Source organism: Pseudomonas sp. WS 5071 (genome assembly GCF_012985765.1).
Classification (GTDB): Bacteria; Pseudomonadota; Gammaproteobacteria; order Pseudomonadales; family Pseudomonadaceae; genus Aquipseudomonas; species Aquipseudomonas lundensis_A.
Genome location: NZ_JAAQWY010000030.1, coordinates 44667 through 61894 on the forward strand (window position 1 = coordinate 44667; position 17228 = coordinate 61894).

17 protein-coding genes and 2 pseudogenes are annotated in these 17228 nt (G+C 56.2%); 15 read left to right on the forward strand and 4 right to left on the reverse strand.

What is annotated here, in order from left to right; translation table 11 throughout:
* Positions 1-4: 4 nt before the first annotated feature.
* From HBN61_RS17775 to rfbC, 15 genes and pseudogenes are all read left to right on the forward strand, one after another.
* Positions 5-1144: a trypsin-like peptidase domain-containing protein gene (locus tag HBN61_RS17775; RefSeq protein ID WP_170047429.1), complete on the forward strand. Its 1140-nt coding sequence runs from the start codon at positions 5-7 to the stop codon at positions 1142-1144.
* Between the two features lie 76 nt (positions 1145-1220).
* Complete coding sequence (locus HBN61_RS17780; RefSeq protein ID WP_170047431.1) at positions 1221-2357, forward strand: phosphoribosyltransferase domain-containing protein; 1137 nt, start codon at positions 1221-1223, stop codon at positions 2355-2357.
* Positions 2347-3105 (forward strand): HAD family hydrolase, encoded by a 759-nt coding sequence (locus tag HBN61_RS17785; RefSeq protein WP_170047433.1) that lies wholly within the window; start codon positions 2347-2349, stop codon positions 3103-3105. The genes HBN61_RS17780 and HBN61_RS17785 overlap by 11 nt, the downstream gene beginning before the upstream one ends.
* Positions 3098-4192, forward strand: coding sequence for a cysteine protease StiP family protein (locus HBN61_RS17790; RefSeq protein WP_170047435.1), 1095 nt, complete (start codon positions 3098-3100; stop codon positions 4190-4192). The genes HBN61_RS17785 and HBN61_RS17790 overlap by 8 nt, the downstream gene beginning before the upstream one ends.
* Entirely contained in the window at positions 4192-5151 is a 960-nt protein-coding gene (locus tag HBN61_RS17795) for an HpcH/HpaI aldolase/citrate lyase family protein (RefSeq protein WP_170047437.1), read from the forward strand. Before HBN61_RS17790 ends, HBN61_RS17795 begins: the two co-directional genes overlap by 1 nt.
* Positions 5148-5822, forward strand: coding sequence for an HAD family hydrolase (locus HBN61_RS17800; protein WP_094995042.1), 675 nt, complete (start codon positions 5148-5150; stop codon positions 5820-5822). Before HBN61_RS17795 ends, HBN61_RS17800 begins: the two co-directional genes overlap by 4 nt.
* Positions 5823-5898: 76 nt before the next feature.
* On the forward strand, positions 5899-6489 hold the full coding sequence (locus tag HBN61_RS17805) for a TerD family protein (protein WP_094995041.1): 591 nt from the start codon (positions 5899-5901) through the stop codon (positions 6487-6489).
* Positions 6486-7670: a TerD family protein gene (locus HBN61_RS17810; RefSeq protein WP_094995040.1), complete on the forward strand. Its 1185-nt coding sequence runs from the start codon at positions 6486-6488 to the stop codon at positions 7668-7670. Before HBN61_RS17805 ends, HBN61_RS17810 begins: the two co-directional genes overlap by 4 nt.
* A 66-nt stretch (positions 7671-7736) precedes the next feature.
* Positions 7737-8186, forward strand: a complete 450-nt coding sequence (locus HBN61_RS17815; protein ID WP_047277599.1) for a tellurite resistance TerB family protein — start codon at positions 7737-7739, stop codon at positions 8184-8186.
* A gap of 7 nt (positions 8187-8193) precedes the next feature.
* Positions 8194-9240 carry a TerC/Alx family metal homeostasis membrane protein gene (locus HBN61_RS17820; protein WP_094995039.1) on the forward strand — a complete coding sequence of 349 codons (1047 nt, stop codon included), beginning with the start codon at positions 8194-8196 and terminating at the stop codon, positions 9238-9240.
* Between the two features lie 27 nt (positions 9241-9267).
* Positions 9268-9843, forward strand: a complete 576-nt coding sequence (locus tag HBN61_RS17825; protein ID WP_170047439.1) for a TerD family protein — start codon at positions 9268-9270, stop codon at positions 9841-9843.
* Between the two features lie 38 nt (positions 9844-9881).
* The gene (locus tag HBN61_RS17830; protein ID WP_094995037.1) at positions 9882-10460 is read left to right on the forward strand and encodes a TerD family protein; all 579 of its coding nucleotides are present in this window, start codon (positions 9882-9884) and stop codon (positions 10458-10460) included.
* A 442-nt stretch (positions 10461-10902) separates the two neighbouring features.
* A complete protein-coding gene (locus tag HBN61_RS17835; protein ID WP_170047441.1) occupies positions 10903-11418 on the forward strand; it encodes an Hcp family type VI secretion system effector in 516 nt (171 codons plus the stop codon).
* Positions 11419-11867: 449 nt separating this feature from the next.
* Positions 11868-12595, forward strand: a pseudogene (locus tag HBN61_RS17840) (sugar phosphate nucleotidyltransferase).
* On the forward strand, positions 12595-13137 hold the full coding sequence (rfbC, locus tag HBN61_RS17845) for a dTDP-4-dehydrorhamnose 3,5-epimerase (RefSeq protein WP_170047443.1): 543 nt from the start codon (positions 12595-12597) through the stop codon (positions 13135-13137). Before HBN61_RS17840 ends, rfbC begins: the two are co-directional and overlap by 1 nt.
* A gap of 67 nt (positions 13138-13204) precedes the next feature.
* On the opposite strand, the gene HBN61_RS17850 is transcribed toward rfbC, so the two are convergent.
* From HBN61_RS17850 to HBN61_RS17865, 4 genes and pseudogenes are all read right to left on the reverse strand, one after another.
* Positions 13205-13765: a hypothetical protein gene (locus tag HBN61_RS17850; protein WP_170047445.1), complete on the reverse strand. Its 561-nt coding sequence runs from the start codon at positions 13763-13765 to the stop codon at positions 13205-13207.
* 647 nt (positions 13766-14412) lie between these two features.
* Positions 14413-14700 (reverse strand): annotated as a pseudogene (locus HBN61_RS17855) (transposase); the annotation flags it as partial.
* 134 nt (positions 14701-14834) lie between these two features.
* Entirely contained in the window at positions 14835-16625 is a 1791-nt protein-coding gene (locus tag HBN61_RS17860; protein ID WP_223182425.1) for an ATP-binding response regulator, read from the reverse strand.
* Entirely contained in the window at positions 16618-17220 is a 603-nt protein-coding gene (locus HBN61_RS17865) for a response regulator (protein WP_170047447.1), read from the reverse strand. The genes HBN61_RS17860 and HBN61_RS17865 overlap by 8 nt, the downstream gene beginning before the upstream one ends.
* Positions 17221-17228 lie beyond the last annotated feature (8 nt).

Below are 17228 nucleotides of genomic sequence, written 5' to 3' on the forward strand. Positions count from 1 at the left end.
GAAGATGAAATTGATGCCGGGAGGCAACGCGCCTCTGCAGTCAGTGCGCAGTGAATTGACCCTTGTAAGCGCGCGGGCCGGTGCGTTGGGTGATTACGCCGGTCTGGCCTTGCTGGCGCTGGATGACCAGCGTCGTCTGGTGGGCGAACCTGCGCTGCTGCATCAACCGCAGCCCTGGGTGGACTGGCACGACACCTGTGGGCTGGCCCGGTTTGGTTTGGCGCTGGATCAACTGCCCGCCACGTGTACGCGCGTGCTGCTGGTGTTGTATGTGTACGGCGCACTGGGGCCACTGCGTGAGCTGGGTTCATTTGAGCTTAAAGCCGAGGATCAGATCGAGCATGGTCTGTCGCTGGCTGACTACGGCGACAGTGCGATGGTGATTGCCGAGGTGTACCGGCGTCAGGATCAATGGAAGCTTCGCGCGTTGGCTGAAGCATCGGCTTACGGTTTGAGCGCGTTTGCCCGACGCCTGGGCATTGATCTGGATGATCGCCACCCCCAGCGGGTCAGCGCCGATACCCACGACAGTGAGGCGCGGCATAGTGCTACCGGGACCGGATTTGCGGTCAGCGCGCAGCATATTCTGACGTGCGCCCACGTGATTGAAGGCCTGAACCATTTGTCCATCGACTCGTTCGAGGGCCGTTTTCAGGCAGAAGCCGTGGTGGTGGATCGCAAGAATGATCTGGCGCTGCTGCGGGTCAGTGGTGCGCCGCCTTTCAGCCCGGTGACTTTTCGGGATGGCATCGGCTGCGAGCTGGGTGAAAGCGTCGTCACATTGGGCTTTCCGTTGGCCGGGCTGGCGGGCGGCGGGGTGCAAGTCTCCCAAGGTGTGGTATCAGGGCTGTTCGGTCTGCGCGATGATGCCAGCCTGATGCAGTTCACCGCACCGATTCAGCCTGGCTCCAGCGGCAGCCCGGTGTTTGACCAGTACGGCCTGGTGGGCGGGTTGGTCACCTCCAGCATGGCAGATGCGCAGAACATGAACTTTGCCGTGAAAACGGCGCTGGTACTGGCGTTTCTCGAAGCCGCCCGCGTGCCCGCACAGCGCGGCCGCAGTGAGCGCTCGTTGAGCACACCCGAGCTGGTCCGTGCTGCGCAATCGGGTTTATGGCGGATAGACGCCAGCCATCTCCAGTAACGATTTCGCGCTTGTCATAACCCGTTGACTGGCGAATCGTCTCTCACTTTTTTGTATTTCCAGGTAATTAATTTCAATGAACAGCGGTAACTCCCCGACCGGCTTCAAGGCTTTGCACGCACACTTGAAGCGCGGTCGCCTGGAGGTGGAGGTCAATACATCGACCTTTGACCCACAGGCCCTTTTCAATTTCGCAGAACGTCGTAATCCCAAGCGCGCCTTTTTGTTTGTCTCGCGCGTGCTCGGACGGCATATACCGGCGCGCCCTTCATTGATGGCTGACAGTTTCAACGCCCTTGCTGCCAAAATTCCTGCGGACTTGCCCGGCCCCGTGCTGGTCATCGGAATGGCTGAAACCGCTGTCGGTCTAGGCGCCGGTGTACATCGTGCCTTGAGCCAGACCCGCGATGACACCGTCTACCTGGTCAGTACCCGTCACCCCACTGGCGGTGAGCTGTTTGCCCGTTTTGAAGAAGAACACAGCCACGCCAGTTCGCATCTACTGCACATGCCTCAGGATACAGTCGCCCGTGAGCGCATGATGACTGCGCGCTCGCTGGTGCTGGTGGATGATGAAGCTTCAACCGGCAATACCTTTATCAATTTGTCCAAAGCGCTGGTGGATGCCGGGCTGACGCGTATTGAGCGTCTGGTCACCGCGACCCTGACAGATTGGTCGCAAGACGCCGTGCGCAACGCGATGGGCGAGCATGTGACCAGTGTCTCGTTGCTCGACGGCCGCTATACGTTCCATGAAGATCCCGCCGCTGATTTGCCTGACATGCCTGAAGTGGGCAGCGTTGCCCAAGGTGACTGGTCGTTGGACCCGCGTCGCGACTGGGGCCGCATGGGGGCGTGCGAACACTTCGATACGCTGGCGCCCGATCTGCACGTCAAGCCCGGCCAACGTGTCTTGGTCGTGGGCACCAGCGAGTTTGTTTGGCGTCCATTTTTGCTGGCCGAGCGCCTGGAAAAGGCGGGTGCCGATGTGCATTTCAGCTCCACCAGCCGTTCGCCGATTGCCCTGGGCCATGCCATTGACCATGCGTTGTCTTTTTCCGATAACTACGGGCTGGGCATTCCCAACTTTTTGTATAACGTTGCCCCTGGCCAATTCGACCGGGTGCTGATTTGCAGTGAAACGCCGGCCGCGGCCGTCGACCCGGCGCTGGTCAGCGCGTTGAATGCGCAGGTGATCGTCGATGACAAATAATCGTCCGCTGGTGTTCGTCGACCTTGATGACACCCTGTTTCAAACCGCTCGCAAAATGGGCGATGAGCCCCGTTTCACCGCCACGCTCGACGTGGACGGTCAGCCCAACGGCTTCATGAACGCCACCCAAAAGAGCTTTGTGGAGTGGCTGTTGGCCACATCTGATGTGGTGCCGGTGACGGCGCGCAGCATCGAAGCCTATCAGCGGGTGCAGTTGCCGTTTGCCCACGGTGCAGTGTGTGCCCACGGTGGCGTGATTCTCGCCGCCGACGGTTCGCTGGACGCCGCTTGGCATGCACGTATGGGCGACTTGCTGGCGCAGGAACAAACCCGGTTGCATCAACTGAGCGAGCAGACCTTGGCCATTGGCGCCGAGTTGGGTTTTTCGTTGCGCGGTTGGGTGGTGGAGGAGCAGGGGCTGGCCCATTACGTGGTCACCAAGCACAACAACGAAACCGACGAGGCGCTGCTGACCGTGCTGGCTGAGGTCAAGGCGCGTGGCTTACTGGACGGGTTGTATGTGCATGGCAATGGCAACAATCTGGCGTTTCTGCCGCTGGCGCTGCAAAAACGCGAAGCTGTGCGCGAATGGATTCGTCGCGATCAGGCCGTGAATGGCAAGCGGCCGATGCTGGGGTTTGGCGACAGTGTGTCGGATTTGGGGTTTATGGCCGAGTGCGACTGGTGGGGGACGCCCCGTCGCGGGCAGTTGGCCAGCCATGTGATGGCGAGTGTTGACCATGCGTGACGCATTTGACGGTTTAACCACCGTAGGCAGTGGCAGCTATGCCCCGGATGATGTGCATTTCCTGTTACGGGCGATGGACATTGAGGTCACCGACGTAGAGGAAAAAGAGCGCCTGATTCAGACCCGGCAGCGCCACTACTCAGAAATGATCAGTCAGGAACACCCACCGTCTGACACTCACAAAAGCCTTTACCTGCAAGCGCTGGCGCAAAACGGCGCGCGCATGGCCGCTGATGTACAGGCATTGGCGCTTGCCTTGACTGCGCGTTATCAAGGCGCCTCGATTGCACTGGTGTCGTTTGTACGTGCCGGGTTGCCGTTGGGCGTATTGCTGCGTCGGGCGTTGGTTGAGATGGGGCGCGACGCGCGGCACTACGGCATCAGCATCATTCGTGATCGTGGCATCGACAGCGTGGCACTTGAAGCTATCATCAAGGCCCACGGTGCCGAGAACATCGTGTTTGTGGACGGTTGGACCGGTAAAGGAGCGATCAGCGGTCAGATTCGCGACAGCCTGGCGGGCGATGCGCGTTTCCCGTCCGAGCCGCGACTGGTGGTGTTGGCTGACCCGTGTGGCCGGGCGTGGTTGTCAGCTTCGGCTGAAGACTGGCTGATTCCGTCGGGCATCCTGGGTGCCACCGTGTCGGGGCTGGTTTCCCGCTCCATCTGGCCAACTGATCCGGGTCTGCACGGGTGCGTGGTGTATGGGCATTTGGCCGAGCACGATGTGACGCGGGCTTTTATCCACAGCATCGAACGCGAGCGCGCACTTTTGGCGCCACAAACCCCGGTTCAACCGTGGACGCCCGAACAGGCACAGGCGTTGCAACACTCCGCCGTGGCTGCGGTCGAACGTATCTCGACGCGGTTCGGGGTGAGCAACCCCAATCGCGTTAAACCGGGTATTGCCGAGGCCACGCGCGCGGTGATGCGCCGCGTGCCGGACCACGTGCTGGTACGCAGTCGTGACGATCAGGATGTGCAGTTACTGATGCATCTTACCCGTCAGGCCAATATCGACGTCGAAGAAGTCGGCGATGAGCTGGGGCCTTACCGGGCCGTGACCGTGATCAGGAGTGTTCGTTGATGATCAGGCATTCCGCTTATGCCTTGGGCGCTACGTTGTATATGCCCGCCACCCGTCCCGATATTCTGGACGTGGTGTTTGGCGAGAAGATTCAAGGGTTGCGCTCATTGGTGGTGTGCCTGGAAGACGCTGTCGCCGAAACCGACGTGCAACAGGCACTGACCAACTTGAAGAACCTGTTGCTGGGGATTGAAGCCCGGGGTGGACGCCTGTCCGGCGGGCCGATCCTGTTCGTGCGCCCGCGGGATGCAGAAATGGCGGCAGTACTCAACGAGTGGTCGCTGATGCGTCACGTCGACGGCTTTGTCGTGCCCAAACTGCGTTTGAGCAACATTCGCCAATGGCAACAGGCCGTTACCCGCAACGAACTGGCACTGATGCCGACGCTTGAAACCCCGGAGGTGTTTGATCCGGGCGCCATGGTTGAGCTGCGTGACGCCATGCTGGAACAGTTGCCGGGACGTATCATCGCCCTGCGCATTGGCGGCAACGATTTGATGGGCTGCCTGGGCTTGCGGCGTAACCCGGCCATGACGCTTTACAGTACCCCCATGAGTTACGTGATCCCGATGTTATGCGGGGTGATGGGGGCGGCGGGTTTTGCGCTGACAGCGCCAGTGTTTGAACAGCTCAATACACCGCACTTGCTGGAGCAGGAACTGGCTTTGGACATGGCCCATGGACTTGTGGGTAAAACCGCAATACATCCGTCGCAAATCAGCGTTATCCACAAGGCGTTGCAAGTCACCCTTGAAGATTTGAACAGCGCCCGCCAAATACTGAGTGAGTCGGCGCCTGCAGTGTTCAAATTCAACGACGCCATGTGCGAGCCGGCGACACATTACAAATGGGCGCAAACCGTTATCGAGCGCGCGCATTGGCAAGGGGTTCGCACAGAGTGCGGTAACCCTTCCGACACTTTTGGAGGCAGCCTGAGATTGGCTGAATTGGTAGGTTGAACGACGTTTTAAATAAATCGGTTCCACAAAAACAGGTGCTGTCGGCCTTCGACTTCGATGGCACGCTGACGTATCACGACAGTTTTGTACCGTTTTTACGCTTTGCGTTCGGCAATCGACTGTTCGCCATGCGCCTGTTCCGGATGATCCCGGCCACGATCAGCTACTTGCTCGGCCAGATTTCCCGCAATGACCTGAAGGAAAAGCTCATCACGGTCTATCTGACGGGGGCCAAAGTCGCGTGGGTGGAAGAACGCGCAGAAGCATTTTGTGACGTTTCGTGGCAGCGGTTAATGCGGCCTTTGGGCTTAACATCTGTCGCCAACCAGCGGGAGCAGCAAGCGCTCGTGACCATTTGCTCGGCATCGCCTGAGTTGGTACTCAAACCGTTCGCTAAAAAACTGGGTATTGGCTTGATCGGCACTCAACTGGAAGCGGTTAACGGTGTGTTAACCGGTGAAATCAGCGGCACCAATTGCCGTTGTGAGCAAAAAGTCATCCGTCTTGAGGCGCAATACGGGCCTTTGGACCAATACACATTGCGCGCCTGGGGTGACACCCGGGGCGATGAACAAATGCTTGGCGCCGCTCAAGAGCCCCACTGGCGTGAATTTCATGCACTGTGGCGCCGTAAGCGGCCACTGGATGTGTGCTTGCGTGAAGAACTGTAAGCACGGCTCGTCATATACAAGCGTTAAATTAGGTTAAACAGCACGTTGTGCATCGATGCAGACAAGGAGACGCTTCATGGCCATTTCGCTGTCCAAGAACCAAACCATTTCCCTCGAAAAAGAAGCCGGAACCGGTCTCAAGAAAATCCGTATGGGCCTGGGCTGGGACCCGGTAAAACCGACCGGTTTCTTTGCCAAACTGCTGAACAGTGACAGCGCCATCGACCTTGATGCGTCCTGCATTGTGCTCGACAGCAACAAGCAGTTGCTGGACCTTGTGTGGTTTCGCGACCTCAAGTCCAAGGACGGCTCTATCGTTCACTCCGGCGATAACCGCACTGGCGAGGGGGATGGCGACGACGAATCGATCCAGGTCAACCTTGAGCAATTGCCAGCCAACGTCAAACACTTGGTGTTTACGGTGAACTCATTCACCGGGCAGAACTTTGAATCGGTCGAGAATGCCTACTGCCGAATCGTCGATGAAGTCAGCGGCAAGGAGCTGGCGCGTTTCCTTCTGTCGGAAAAAGGCCGTCACACCGGTTTGGTCATGGCTAACCTGAGCCGCACGTCGGCAGGCTGGGACTTCACCACCATCGGAACTGTGGCCAACGGCCGTACTGCACAGGATCTGGCCAACGAGGCTGCTCAGGCGGTGCGCGCATGAGCACATTGACGCCGGGTGCAAACACGTCCGTTTCAGCGGGCGCTCAGACCGTTACCATCACTTACAGCCCAGTTGCTGGCGCTGACCTGGACGTCTCGGCATTTTTGCTCACCGATTCGGGCAAGGTGCGCGGCGACAACGACATGTGTTTCTTCGGCCAGCAAAGCGTCAACAACGGCGCGGTCAAGCTGGTCGAATCGGCTGCGGGCCGAACAGTCTTCAGTATGAACCTGGATGCGATCGATCCGGCTATCGAGAAAGTTGCCCTGACGGCAACCATTTACGAGAACAAGGCCAAATTCGCAGCATTTCCGGTACTGAACGTATCGGTCAGTGGCGGCATTGAAGCGCCGATCCCGACGCAGGGCATGCAGGAAACCGCATTGATCCTGGGTGAGTTTTATCGTCGCCAAGGCGCGTGGAAGTTCCGTTGTGTGGCGCAGGGCTTTGCTGGCGGGCTTGCCCCTCTGGCTGAGCACTTCGGCGTGGATATCGCCGCGCCTGCCCCGTCGGCGGCCCCGACCCCTGCGCCCGCTGCAGCACCTGCGCCAGCGTCAAAAATCAACTTGTCGAAAATCACCCTCGACAAACAGCGTCCATCGATTAGTCTTGAAAAGAAAGACGGCGACTTCGGCGAGATCAAAATCAACCTGAACTGGAACCGCAGCTCTCAAAGCAGTGGCGGCGGCGGTTTTTTTGCTTCATTGCGCGGCAAGTCGGGCGGTATCGACCTGGACGTAGGTTGTCTCTACGAAATGGAAAATGGCCGCAAAGGCGCGGTGCAGGCATTGGGCAATGCGTTTGGCGATTTCCGCGATGAGCCGTTTATCCAACTGATGGGTGATGACCGCACGGGGTCGGTAAGTGATGGCGAATGGCTGCGCATCAACGGCAAGGAATGGCGTCAGATTCGTCGCGTTCTGGTTTATGCCTTCATCTACGAAGGCGCCCCGAACTGGCAGGCGACGGATGGCGTGATCACGCTGTATATCCCGGGCGAAGCACCGATTGAAGTGCGTTTGAGCGAAGAGGGCGGCAGCAAAGGCATGTGCGCTATCGCCTTGCTCGAAAACGTCGGTGGTAGCGTGCGGGTAAACCGCAAAGTCGAATTTTTCAAAGGCCACTCAGACATGGACAAAGCCTTTGGCTGGGGCATGCGCTGGGCTGCCGGATCCAAATGAGCGTTCTGTGAATGGTCGCCTGCCGAGGCAGGCGGTGCTCCCTCAATTTCTGACAAGGTAACTCCAATGCTCGAATGGCTGAAAACCAATGCAACAGCTGCCCGTGACAAACTCTCGGCAGAAGTCAGCAAGTTCAAAAATCGTGAATTCATGGAAGCTGTGGTTTCCGGCTGTGCGCTGGTGGCTGCCTCCGATGGCGACATCAGTAGCAGCGAAAAGCAAAAAATGGTCGGCTTCATCCAGAACTCGAATGAACTGAAAGCGTTTGACGTTAAAGACGTCATCAAGTCTTTCAACGCCGTGTGCGAAAAGTTCGAATTTGATCAACAGATCGGCCGTGCTGAAGCACTGAAATCTATCGGTCAGTTACGTAAGAAAGAAGATGCGGCGCGTCTGCTGGTGCGCGTTTGCTGCGCCATCGGCAGCGCTGACGGCAACTTCGATGAAAGTGAGCGGGCTGCTTGCCGCACCATCTGCAATGAGCTGGGGCTGAACCCTGGCGATTTTGATCTCTGAGGACATCATGGAAAACACGGCAATTGGCTTCCCGCCAACCACCATCGCTGTATTTGTGGCTCTGGCGGTCATTGCTCTGGCAATCGACCTGTTCACCCACAAAAGCGATAAACCGGTCACGCTGACCAATGCGGCCATCTGGTCGATCTTTTGGGTGCTGATCTCCCTCGCGTTTGCGGGTTACTTGTACTACGCCCACGGCCCGAGCGTGGCCAGCCTGTTCGTCACAGGTTATGCGCTCGAAAAAGTGCTCAGCGTCGACAACTTGTTCGTGTTCATGGCGATTTTTGCCTGGTTCAAAATTCCGGACGCACTGCGTCACCGTGTTTTGTACTGGGGCATCATCGGCGCGATCGTTTTCCGCCTAATTTTCGTGGCTATCGGCACCGGCTTGCTGGCGTTTGGCCCATGGGTCGAAGTGGTCTTTGCAGTGGTCGTGGCCTGGACAGCGATCATGATGCTGCGTGGTAGCGAAGACGACGAAGATGAGGACTATTCCCAGCACATTGCTTACCGGTTTGCGAAAAAACTCTTCCCGGTATGGCCGAAGTTGCACGGGCATAATTTCTTTGTTTCTCGCACAGAGCTTGAAAAAGAGATCACGAAGCCGCAGAACAAGGGAATGACCCTGGTGGGCAAGGGCGCTCTGTTCGCGACGCCGCTGTTTCTGTGTGTCGTGGTGGTTGAAGTCTCAGACATCTTGTTTGCCTTTGACTCCGTCCCGGCAGTGATAGCCGTAAGCCGCGAACCGTTGATTGTGTACTCGGCCATGATGTTCGCGATTTTGGGGCTGCGGACCATGTACTTCGTACTCGAAGCCCTGAAGCGCTACCTCGTTCACCTGGAAAAATCGGTTATCGCGCTGTTGTTCTTTATTGCCGGCAAGCTGGCGCTGAACGCTACCGATCACCTGTTTGGCCATGGCATCAGCATTGACCCGAATACCAGCCTGATCGTTGTGTTGGTGGTATTGGCCATAGGTATCGTGGCCAGCATCATCTTTCCCGGTAAAGATGAAGAGCAATCTGACGTTAAAAACGACACGAACGCTTGATCGCATATTTATTAAGGAGAATCACTCATGGCACTTTCCCTCTCTAAAGGCGGCAACCTGTCTTTGACCAAAGAAGCCCCAGGGATGACCAAAGTCCTCGTTGGACTGGGCTGGGATACCCGTTCCACGGATGGTGTGGATTTCGACCTAGATGCCAGCGCCTTCCTGCTCAAGGCTGACGGCAAGGTACGCGCAGACTCCGACTTTATTTTTTACAATCAGCTTAAAAGTGTTGATGGTTCGGTAGAGCACACGGGCGACAACCGCACCGGTGCGGGCGACGGTGATGACGAGGCGATCAAGGTTGACTTGTCCAAAGTGCCTGCCGATATCGACAAAATCGCGTTTACGGTGACCATCCACGAAGCTGAGGTCCGCATGCAAAACTTTGGTCAGGTGAGCAATGCGTTTATCCGCATCGTGAATCAGGACAACAACAGTGAAGTGGCGCGTTATGACCTCGCTGAAGACGCCAGCACTGAAACGGCCATGATATTTGCCGAGCTGTACCGTCATGGTTCCGAATGGAAATTCCGTGCGGTAGGCCAAGGTTTCCGTGGGGGCCTCAAGCCTCTTGCTGAAAGCTACGGGCTGAAATTTTAATCGTCACCCCCTCAACTTTTATATAAGGGTTCACGAACATGGCAGTAAGTTTGAGTAAAGGCGGTAACGTTTCCCTGACCAAAGAAGCCCCCGGTCTGACCGAGGTGGTTGTAGGCCTGGGTTGGGATCCGCGTGTAACCGATGGTAGTGAATTCGATCTGGACGCCTCGGTATTCATCGTTGGTGAGAATGGCAAAGTGCTCAATGACGGCAGTTTTGTGTTCTACAACAACAAGACGTCCCCGGACGGTAATGTTGTGCACCAGGGCGACAACCGTTCGGGGGCGGGCGAAGGCGACGACGAGCAGGTCAACGTGAACCTGTCCGGCTTTGCACCGGAAACCAAGAAATTGGTGTTCGCAGTCACCATTCACGAAGCGGATGCACGCAAGCAGAGTTTTGGCCAAGTTTCGAACGCTTACATCCGTGTTCTGAACAAAGCTGACGGCAAAGAAATTGCGCGTTATGACCTGAGTGAAGATGCGTCGACTGAAACCGCGATGGTGTTCGGCGAACTGTACAGCCATAACGGCGAGTGGAAGTTCAAAGCCATCGGTCAAGGCTTCGCTGGTGGCTTGGCGCCACTGGCTTCGAGCTATGGCGTTAACTTGGGCTAAGGCTCAGCGTTAACTAAAAGGCTCTTTCCGGAAGCGGAAAGGGCCTTTTTTGTGTGTGCAGAGGGTGTAATCGGCGTGGTCATAGGTATTAGCAAACCACCCCACTCAAGGATCGGTCGTATTGCACTCAATCGCCTTTTTTCGAAACACCCATTTGCGCAACTTTTAACCCTGAAAAATGCAGGTTTTTACCGACCTGAGTTTGTAGCGTCTTTAAAATCAAGGCCTGTAGCTCATTGCGCAATTAATTGCATAAGAGTGGGCCAATAGTTGCGCGATTAAAGGCATCAAGTCGCAGTTTATAAGGTCTTTTTATATGGGCTAAGTGTTCAAACCCCCGGTGTATAACGGGCCCATCTGTTCTGGCACAAGTCTTGGATTACAGGGGAGTACCTGCACACAGTATTTGCAGGTTTACCTTATGCACTTCAAGGAGAGAGTTATGGCTACGCCAGCGTATATGTCCGTCACCGGTGAAAAACAGGGGTTGATCACCGCTGGAGCATTCACGGCAGATTCTGTGGGAAACACCTATCAGGAAGGGCATGAAGATGAGGTCATGGTCCAGGCTTTCAGTCACGAAGTCATCATTCCTCGTGACCCTCAATCGGGCCAGCCAACTGGGATGCGTGTACATAAGCCTGTTTGTATCACCAAAGTATTCGACAAGGCCTCCCCACTGCTGTGGGCGGCGCTGACATCAGGTGAGCGCTTGAGCGAGGTCGTCATCCAGTGGTACAGAACGTCTGCGAGTGGCACTCAGGAGCATTACTACACAACCACGTTTGAAGACGCGATCATCGTTGAAATCAATGGATCTATGCATAACTGTCAAGATCCGGAAAACGCTCATTTTACCCACCTTGAGGATGTACATTTCACTTACCGGAAAATAACCTGGACCCACGAAGTTAGCGGTACTTCGGGTTCGGATGACTGGCGCAAGCCGGTTGTATAAGTCCTGGGTTCCGGCCTAACCTGCTATCGGCCCGTATAAGGGCCGATAGCAGCTTCAAGATGAACGCCATACTTAAGCGCCCCTTTGCTTCGTTGCAGCGCTGAGTCTTAGAGTCTCAACATCTCCCTCACCAACCTGTTGAGTTGGCATAAAAAGAAGCCGATTCATTACGTAGCAGGTATCCTGCCAGCCGCGCCTCAATTGTTCTGTGTTTCGCAGAATTCTCAGCAGCCTCGATCGTTTTTTCGATTTTTTTCAGCGTTACAGGTTGCGATACGTCGCGGTCGGCCATTGTGTATTAGGCTTACTGGCGCACAGTGACCCATAAGTCGTCCTCTGGATCGCTGGTAGGGGGCGCGACTTGATGTCCGCAAGGATCCTCTCGTCGAGGCCTGGCATTCGACAAGATGGTATGGGACGGATGCTCACCGAATGTGTATGAATTAAACATGCTCAAGCGTGAAGGGATCATTCTGGCGGGCGGATCTGGCCCCCGTCTTCATCCGGCAACATTGGCAATTTCGAAGCTTATGCCGTGCAAGCCTCACCTGACGGCCTCGCCCAAGCGTTCATCATCGCTCAGGAATTTATTGGTAATGACCCTTGTGCCCTGGTTTTGGGCGACAACATCTATCACGGTCACCCGTTCAATGAACTACTGCACAGCGCAATGCTGCGCGAGACAGGCGCCAGTGTGTTCGCTTATCACGTGAAAGACCCGGAACGTTATGGGGTTGTGGAGTTCGATAAGCAGGGCAAAGCCATCAGCCTCGAAGAAAAACCGCTCAAGCCCAAGTCCAACTATGCCGTGACAGGGCTGTATTTCTACGACCGGCAGGTGGTAGACATCGCCAAGAGCATCAAACCTTCCGCTCGGGGTGAGCTGGAAATTACCGACATCAATCGCATTTACATGGAGCAGGGCGAAATGTCGTTTGAGATCATGGGTCGCGGTTATGCCTGGCTTGACACCGGCACGCACCAATCACTGCTTGAGGCGAGCCTTTTTATTGCCACGCTTGAACACCGCCAGGGCCTGAAAGTCGCCTGCCCTGAAGAAGTGGCGTTTAGATAAAAGTGGATCACTGCCGAGCAGTTAGAAACACTCGCTGAGCCGCTGTGCAAAAATGATTACGGTCATTACCTGAAACGCCTTCTGCTAGAGAAGATCTACTGATGAAAACCACCCCTTTGGACATCCCCGATGTCGTGCGATTCGAGCCTAAGATTTTTGGTGATGAGCGCGGTTTTTTCTTTGAAAGCTTCAACCACCGCCAGTTCGAAGACGCCATCGGGCGCTCTGTGCAATTTGTTCAGGATAACCATTCCCGCTCCGTGAAAGGCGTTCTGCGCGGCCTGCACTATCAGCTTCACCGCGCTCAAGGAAAATTAGTTCGAGTGGTTCACGGGGAAGTTTTTGACGTGGCCGTGGATATCCGGCGCAGTTCGCCGACATTCGGCAAATGGGTAGGCTCGTATTTGTCTGCTGAAAACAAGCACCAGTTGTGGGTACCTGAAGGGTTTGCTCATGGTTTTGTAGTGCTAACTGAAAGCGCAGAGTTCCTCTACAAAACGACCGACTACTACGCGCCCGAACACGAGCGTTGCATCAGGTGGGATGACCCACAGATCGGTATCGACTGGCCCATTGTGGGCGAGCCCGCGCTGTCGGGGAAAGACCGTCAGGGCAAGCGCCTGGCCGACGCCGAAGTCTTTTAATAACAGCAGGCCATCCCGCTGACGGGCAGCCGTTCGCCTGTGGATGGCCTGAACCATCTTCCTGCGATTATTGCGTGTACCAGCGCGTTCCCGGCAATGCCCACGCCAATGCGGGTTGCTGACGCAGCAGTGTCCACTGCCCGTTCTCTAACCGAAACATCGACATTTCATGAAAAAGCCGGGTTGAACGGCCGGTGTATTCGATCAGACTTAGCAACAACGGTGTCTTGGCGTTCCAGTGGTCCAGAATGTAGCGCTGAGCATCCTCGACCCGCCCAAGCTGGACATAACTAAACAGAAAACAGAATTGTGGCGCGTGTTGCAACGCCGCATCCGACAGCTTCGCCGGTTCATTGATGGGAATCTGCGACGGGTCATTCCACTCCCATTCGGCAAACAGCACAGGCGAGCCCTGATTGTCACGTAGCACTGCGTCCGTACGATTGGACGACTCGAAGTGAGTGAAAAGCCCCAACATATCAGCCACGCGGCGCACGCTAATCCCCGTATGGATGTTCCAGTCCGAAACCGAGCCCACGTCCCGACTGTAACCGTCCAAGGGAAAGTCGCGGTACCAGGTATAGGCAAACAGGGTTGCAAAATCAGTCAGCAAATCAGTAGGTGGCATATTCGTCAGGCTTCAAGCAGGTGGGTGCCAAGGCGGGATTTCAGGCACAAAAAAAGACGTCCGTGGACGTCCGTGGACGTCTTTAGATGTTGAAGTGGTGGAGTCGGGGGGTAAAATCTATACATAACCTATTGTTTTAAATGGCCTTATTTGCAGATTTATTATTAAGTGCCCCCCGTGTACGAATTTCCGAAGAGCGGCTATCTAAGGAGTTTAACTGGCGTCCTTAACTATCGTTTGCGACCTGGCGAGGCCAGTCAACCACTGGGGAGCATTCAATAGAGTCGGTCGTGTACAGCATAACCTCGGTTATCTGGCCAAGAGGGTTTGATGCCCAGCTCAGACCGGGTGCTGGGTAGATGTCAGGTCACGCAGTTGGGTTTTTTCCACGGTAGCGCACCATGGGCTCATCTAGGGCGATTTGAGCTGAGGTGCGGTATGAGGCACTCGATGGTTACCTGTCACAACTGTGGCAACGCGATGGTTCCGAAGGCGTCATATAGCCGTGGTTTCTGGGGGCATTCGCCTTCGTCCAATCATTGCCCCTTTTGCCTGAGTGAGAACTGGAACGGCGGAAACCACGTAGCCGCAAGCGGTCCAGTTTCAAGATGCGCGTGAGGTGTACGCTCGCGTTGCTGCGATGCGCGGAGCCACATCAGATCGACGTTGCGCTCGGCCTCACGCTCAAGCCGGCGGCTGGACTGAATCCGATTGAGGTAGCCGTAGATATAGATCTTTAGCAACTCAGATGGGAGGTAGGCCGGACGATCAGTCGCGGCAGGATCGACGCCCTCAAAACCAGGCGCACCTAGGTCGCGCTCATCAACGAAAAAATCCACCACGCGCACTCGATTTTCTTCGGCTACGTAATCGTCCAGACACTCCAGCAGCAAGGTGACTTGCGTCCGAGCCTCACCTTCGATGAGTCGCTTCATAATCGCCCCGCTACGATCTGGGCGATCAGAAGGTTAGACAACCATTGGCATTTTCACACAGCCTCGACTTATAACTGCCGATCAGATCCAGCAGGATTCGGCCAGGACTATAGCGGGTCAGCGCAACATGATCCTTATTCATCCAGCAGCGCTCGCATGCCAACGCTGTCGCTTATCGCACGGTACAGTTGCATCGGCGAAACCGGTTTGTGCAGTAGTGGGACGCCGCTGTCACGGGTCTCACGCAAGCGCTCGGGCGCTGTGTCGCCAGTAATGATCAAGGCCTGAATCTCGGCCCCCATGGCCGCGCGCACTTGGCGCACAACCTGGCCGCCAGTCTGGTGTTCACGCAAGCGATAATCGCTGATGAGCAACTGTACGGGCCAGTCGGCAATCAGCCGCAGGGCATCTTCGATGTTCTCTCCCTCCCGGCACTCACACCCCCAGCCTTCGAGCAGTTGCAGCATGCCTTGGCGAACGCTGGCGTCGTCCTCTATGACCAAGACTCGCAGACCCAACAAGCGCTCCGTATACATCTGTTGCGTGCTTGGTGCGGCGAAAGCATCGCTGCTGAAATTGCCCCAGGCAAACGGCACGCGAACACGAAAGACACTGCCCCGGCCAGATCGTGAGCGCAGCGTCAGCGTGTGACCGAGTGAATGTGCCAAGCCATCGCTGATCGCCAGCCCCAGCCCCAGCCCTTTGAGTCGATCACGCTCTGGATTGCCCAATTGATGAAACTCACGAAAAACCTCGGTCTGCTGAGCTGGTTCGATACCAATGCCCGTGTCAAAAACCTCAATCGACACATCACGACCCTGTTTACGGCAGGCAACCAGCAATCCCCCATCGTTGGTGTAGCGAATGGCATTGCTGATCAGATTGCGCAAGATCAGCTCCAATAGGGCTGGGTCAGAATTCACCGCAAAAGGTGTTTCGCGGGAGCGATAAACGATGTTTTTGGCGTCGGCCTGACTGCCAAGTTCGTTCTCCAGCTTGTTGAGCAGCGGTTGCAAGTGAAACGACTTGCGTTGTGGCTCAATCACACCTGCTTCGATGCGCGAGAAGTCCAACAAGGTGTTGAGCATCTGTGCCGACGCCTGGCTGGCCGCTCGGGCGCTGTTTAATGCTTTTTGCTGAGCCTGGGACAGCTCGCTACGTGCCAGCACCTCCAGAAACAGCTCTTGGGCGTGAACTGGTTGGCGCAAGTCATGACTGGCCGCAGCCAGGAACTTCGACTTGGCCAGATTGGCCTCTTCGGCCTTGACCAGGGCTTGTTCGGTACGCGTGGACTCAATCTGCAAGCGCTTGAGCAGATCACGATTTTCAAAGCGCAAGGCAATCGACTGGCGCGATGCCCGTTGAACGATAAGCGCCTGGCCTATCTGGCCAATGACATAAAGCGTGCAGCCTATAGCCAGCACGGTATAGGACGAACCGTCGATCAACCACAGCTTGCTATTGATGACCCCCAGTTGCATCAACTGCATGCTTGCGTACAGCGGAAACACTGGGGCCAGCAATGAGACGGCGTTACCGCTGACGCCCGCTAACGACGCCATGGTCAGCAATTGCTCCGGCAGTGAACCTTGCCCCATGACGATCCAGGCCAGTGCCCCCCATGTAAGCCCCTCGAACGCCTTGATTAAGCACATTTGCCAGATCAACTTCAATGTATTGCTCGCGGTAATTCCGCTTCGCAGAGCTAGAATCGCATAGCTCACGCAGATCACACGGCCACCAGCCACCAGGGCGAACCAGATCAGCAAATGAACGCTGTTATCAGCCGAATACAGCGCCAGCACAAGCACCAGGGCCAGAGCTATGCCCAGATACAATGAGTTCTTCATGCTGATGAACACCAAGCGCACTTGCTCGACGCGGATGTCCATGTTGAGTTCGGCGTTGGTACGCCAATCACTCATTGGTCAGGCCCCGTCGGCGCGCCACGAAAGCTGCTTCAGAACGACTGGACACCTGCAATGCTGACAATGTGGCCTGCACATGCCCGCGTACTGTATTTTCGGAGAGTTCCAGACGCCGGCCGATCATCTTGTTCGACAGCCCTTGGCACAACAGATCAAGAACTTCACATTGGCGCGGCGTCAGTTTGAACGCACGGTTTTCCAGCGAGGCCGGGACATTACGAGGCAAGCGATCAGCGAGTGTCTCAACGACCTGTTCAAGCAGCCGCTGCGAGGTTTCGGCTTTATAGATGAAGCCCTGGGCACCTAGCGCGAACGCTTGCTCTTTCACCTTGGCGTCCTGCGAAGCAGACACCATCAATACCTTCGCCTTAGGCCACTTGTCTTTGAGCAGGGCAATGCCCTCCAGCCCGCTAAGCCCTTCTAACTGCACATCGAGCAGCAACAGATCGATCGTGTCGCAGGGGCAGAGCAGCGCCTGCTCCATCGATGGCGCCTCAAATACATGTACGCCACGTAAGCCGGCGGCCAACACCATGGCAAGGCCGGATCGAAACAGGGCGTGATCGTCGATGAGCAGCAGGTTGATAGTCATGCTGGCAA

Bases quoted from the DNA above. Each gene is read 5' to 3' on its own strand.
- HBN61_RS17775 (WP_170047429.1), top strand. From the start codon at position 5: ATGAAATTGATGCCGGGAGGCAACGCGCCTCTGCAGTCAGTGCGCAGT.
- HBN61_RS17780 (WP_170047431.1), top strand. From the start codon at position 1,221: ATGAACAGCGGTAACTCCCCGACCGGCTTCAAGGCTTTGCACGCACAC.
- HBN61_RS17785 (WP_170047433.1), top strand. From the start codon at position 2,347: ATGACAAATAATCGTCCGCTGGTGTTCGTCGACCTTGATGACACCCTG.
- HBN61_RS17790 (WP_170047435.1), top strand. From the start codon at position 3,098: ATGCGTGACGCATTTGACGGTTTAACCACCGTAGGCAGTGGCAGCTAT.
- HBN61_RS17795 (WP_170047437.1), top strand. From the start codon at position 4,192: ATGATCAGGCATTCCGCTTATGCCTTGGGCGCTACGTTGTATATGCCC.
- HBN61_RS17805 (WP_094995041.1), top strand. From the start codon at position 5,899: ATGGCCATTTCGCTGTCCAAGAACCAAACCATTTCCCTCGAAAAAGAA.
- HBN61_RS17810 (WP_094995040.1), top strand. From the start codon at position 6,486: ATGAGCACATTGACGCCGGGTGCAAACACGTCCGTTTCAGCGGGCGCT.
- HBN61_RS17815 (WP_047277599.1), top strand. From the start codon at position 7,737: ATGCTCGAATGGCTGAAAACCAATGCAACAGCTGCCCGTGACAAACTC.
- HBN61_RS17820 (WP_094995039.1), top strand. From the start codon at position 8,194: ATGGAAAACACGGCAATTGGCTTCCCGCCAACCACCATCGCTGTATTT.
- HBN61_RS17825 (WP_170047439.1), top strand. From the start codon at position 9,268: ATGGCACTTTCCCTCTCTAAAGGCGGCAACCTGTCTTTGACCAAAGAA.
- HBN61_RS17830 (WP_094995037.1), top strand. From the start codon at position 9,882: ATGGCAGTAAGTTTGAGTAAAGGCGGTAACGTTTCCCTGACCAAAGAA.
- HBN61_RS17835 (WP_170047441.1), top strand. From the start codon at position 10,903: ATGGCTACGCCAGCGTATATGTCCGTCACCGGTGAAAAACAGGGGTTG.
- rfbC (WP_170047443.1), top strand. From the start codon at position 12,595: ATGAAAACCACCCCTTTGGACATCCCCGATGTCGTGCGATTCGAGCCT.
- HBN61_RS17850 (WP_170047445.1), bottom strand. From the start codon at position 13,765: ATGCCACCTACTGATTTGCTGACTGATTTTGCAACCCTGTTTGCCTAT.
- HBN61_RS17860 (WP_223182425.1), bottom strand. From the start codon at position 16,625: ATGAGTGATTGGCGTACCAACGCCGAACTCAACATGGACATCCGCGTC.
- HBN61_RS17865 (WP_170047447.1), bottom strand. From the start codon at position 17,220: ATGACTATCAACCTGCTGCTCATCGACGATCACGCCCTGTTTCGATCC.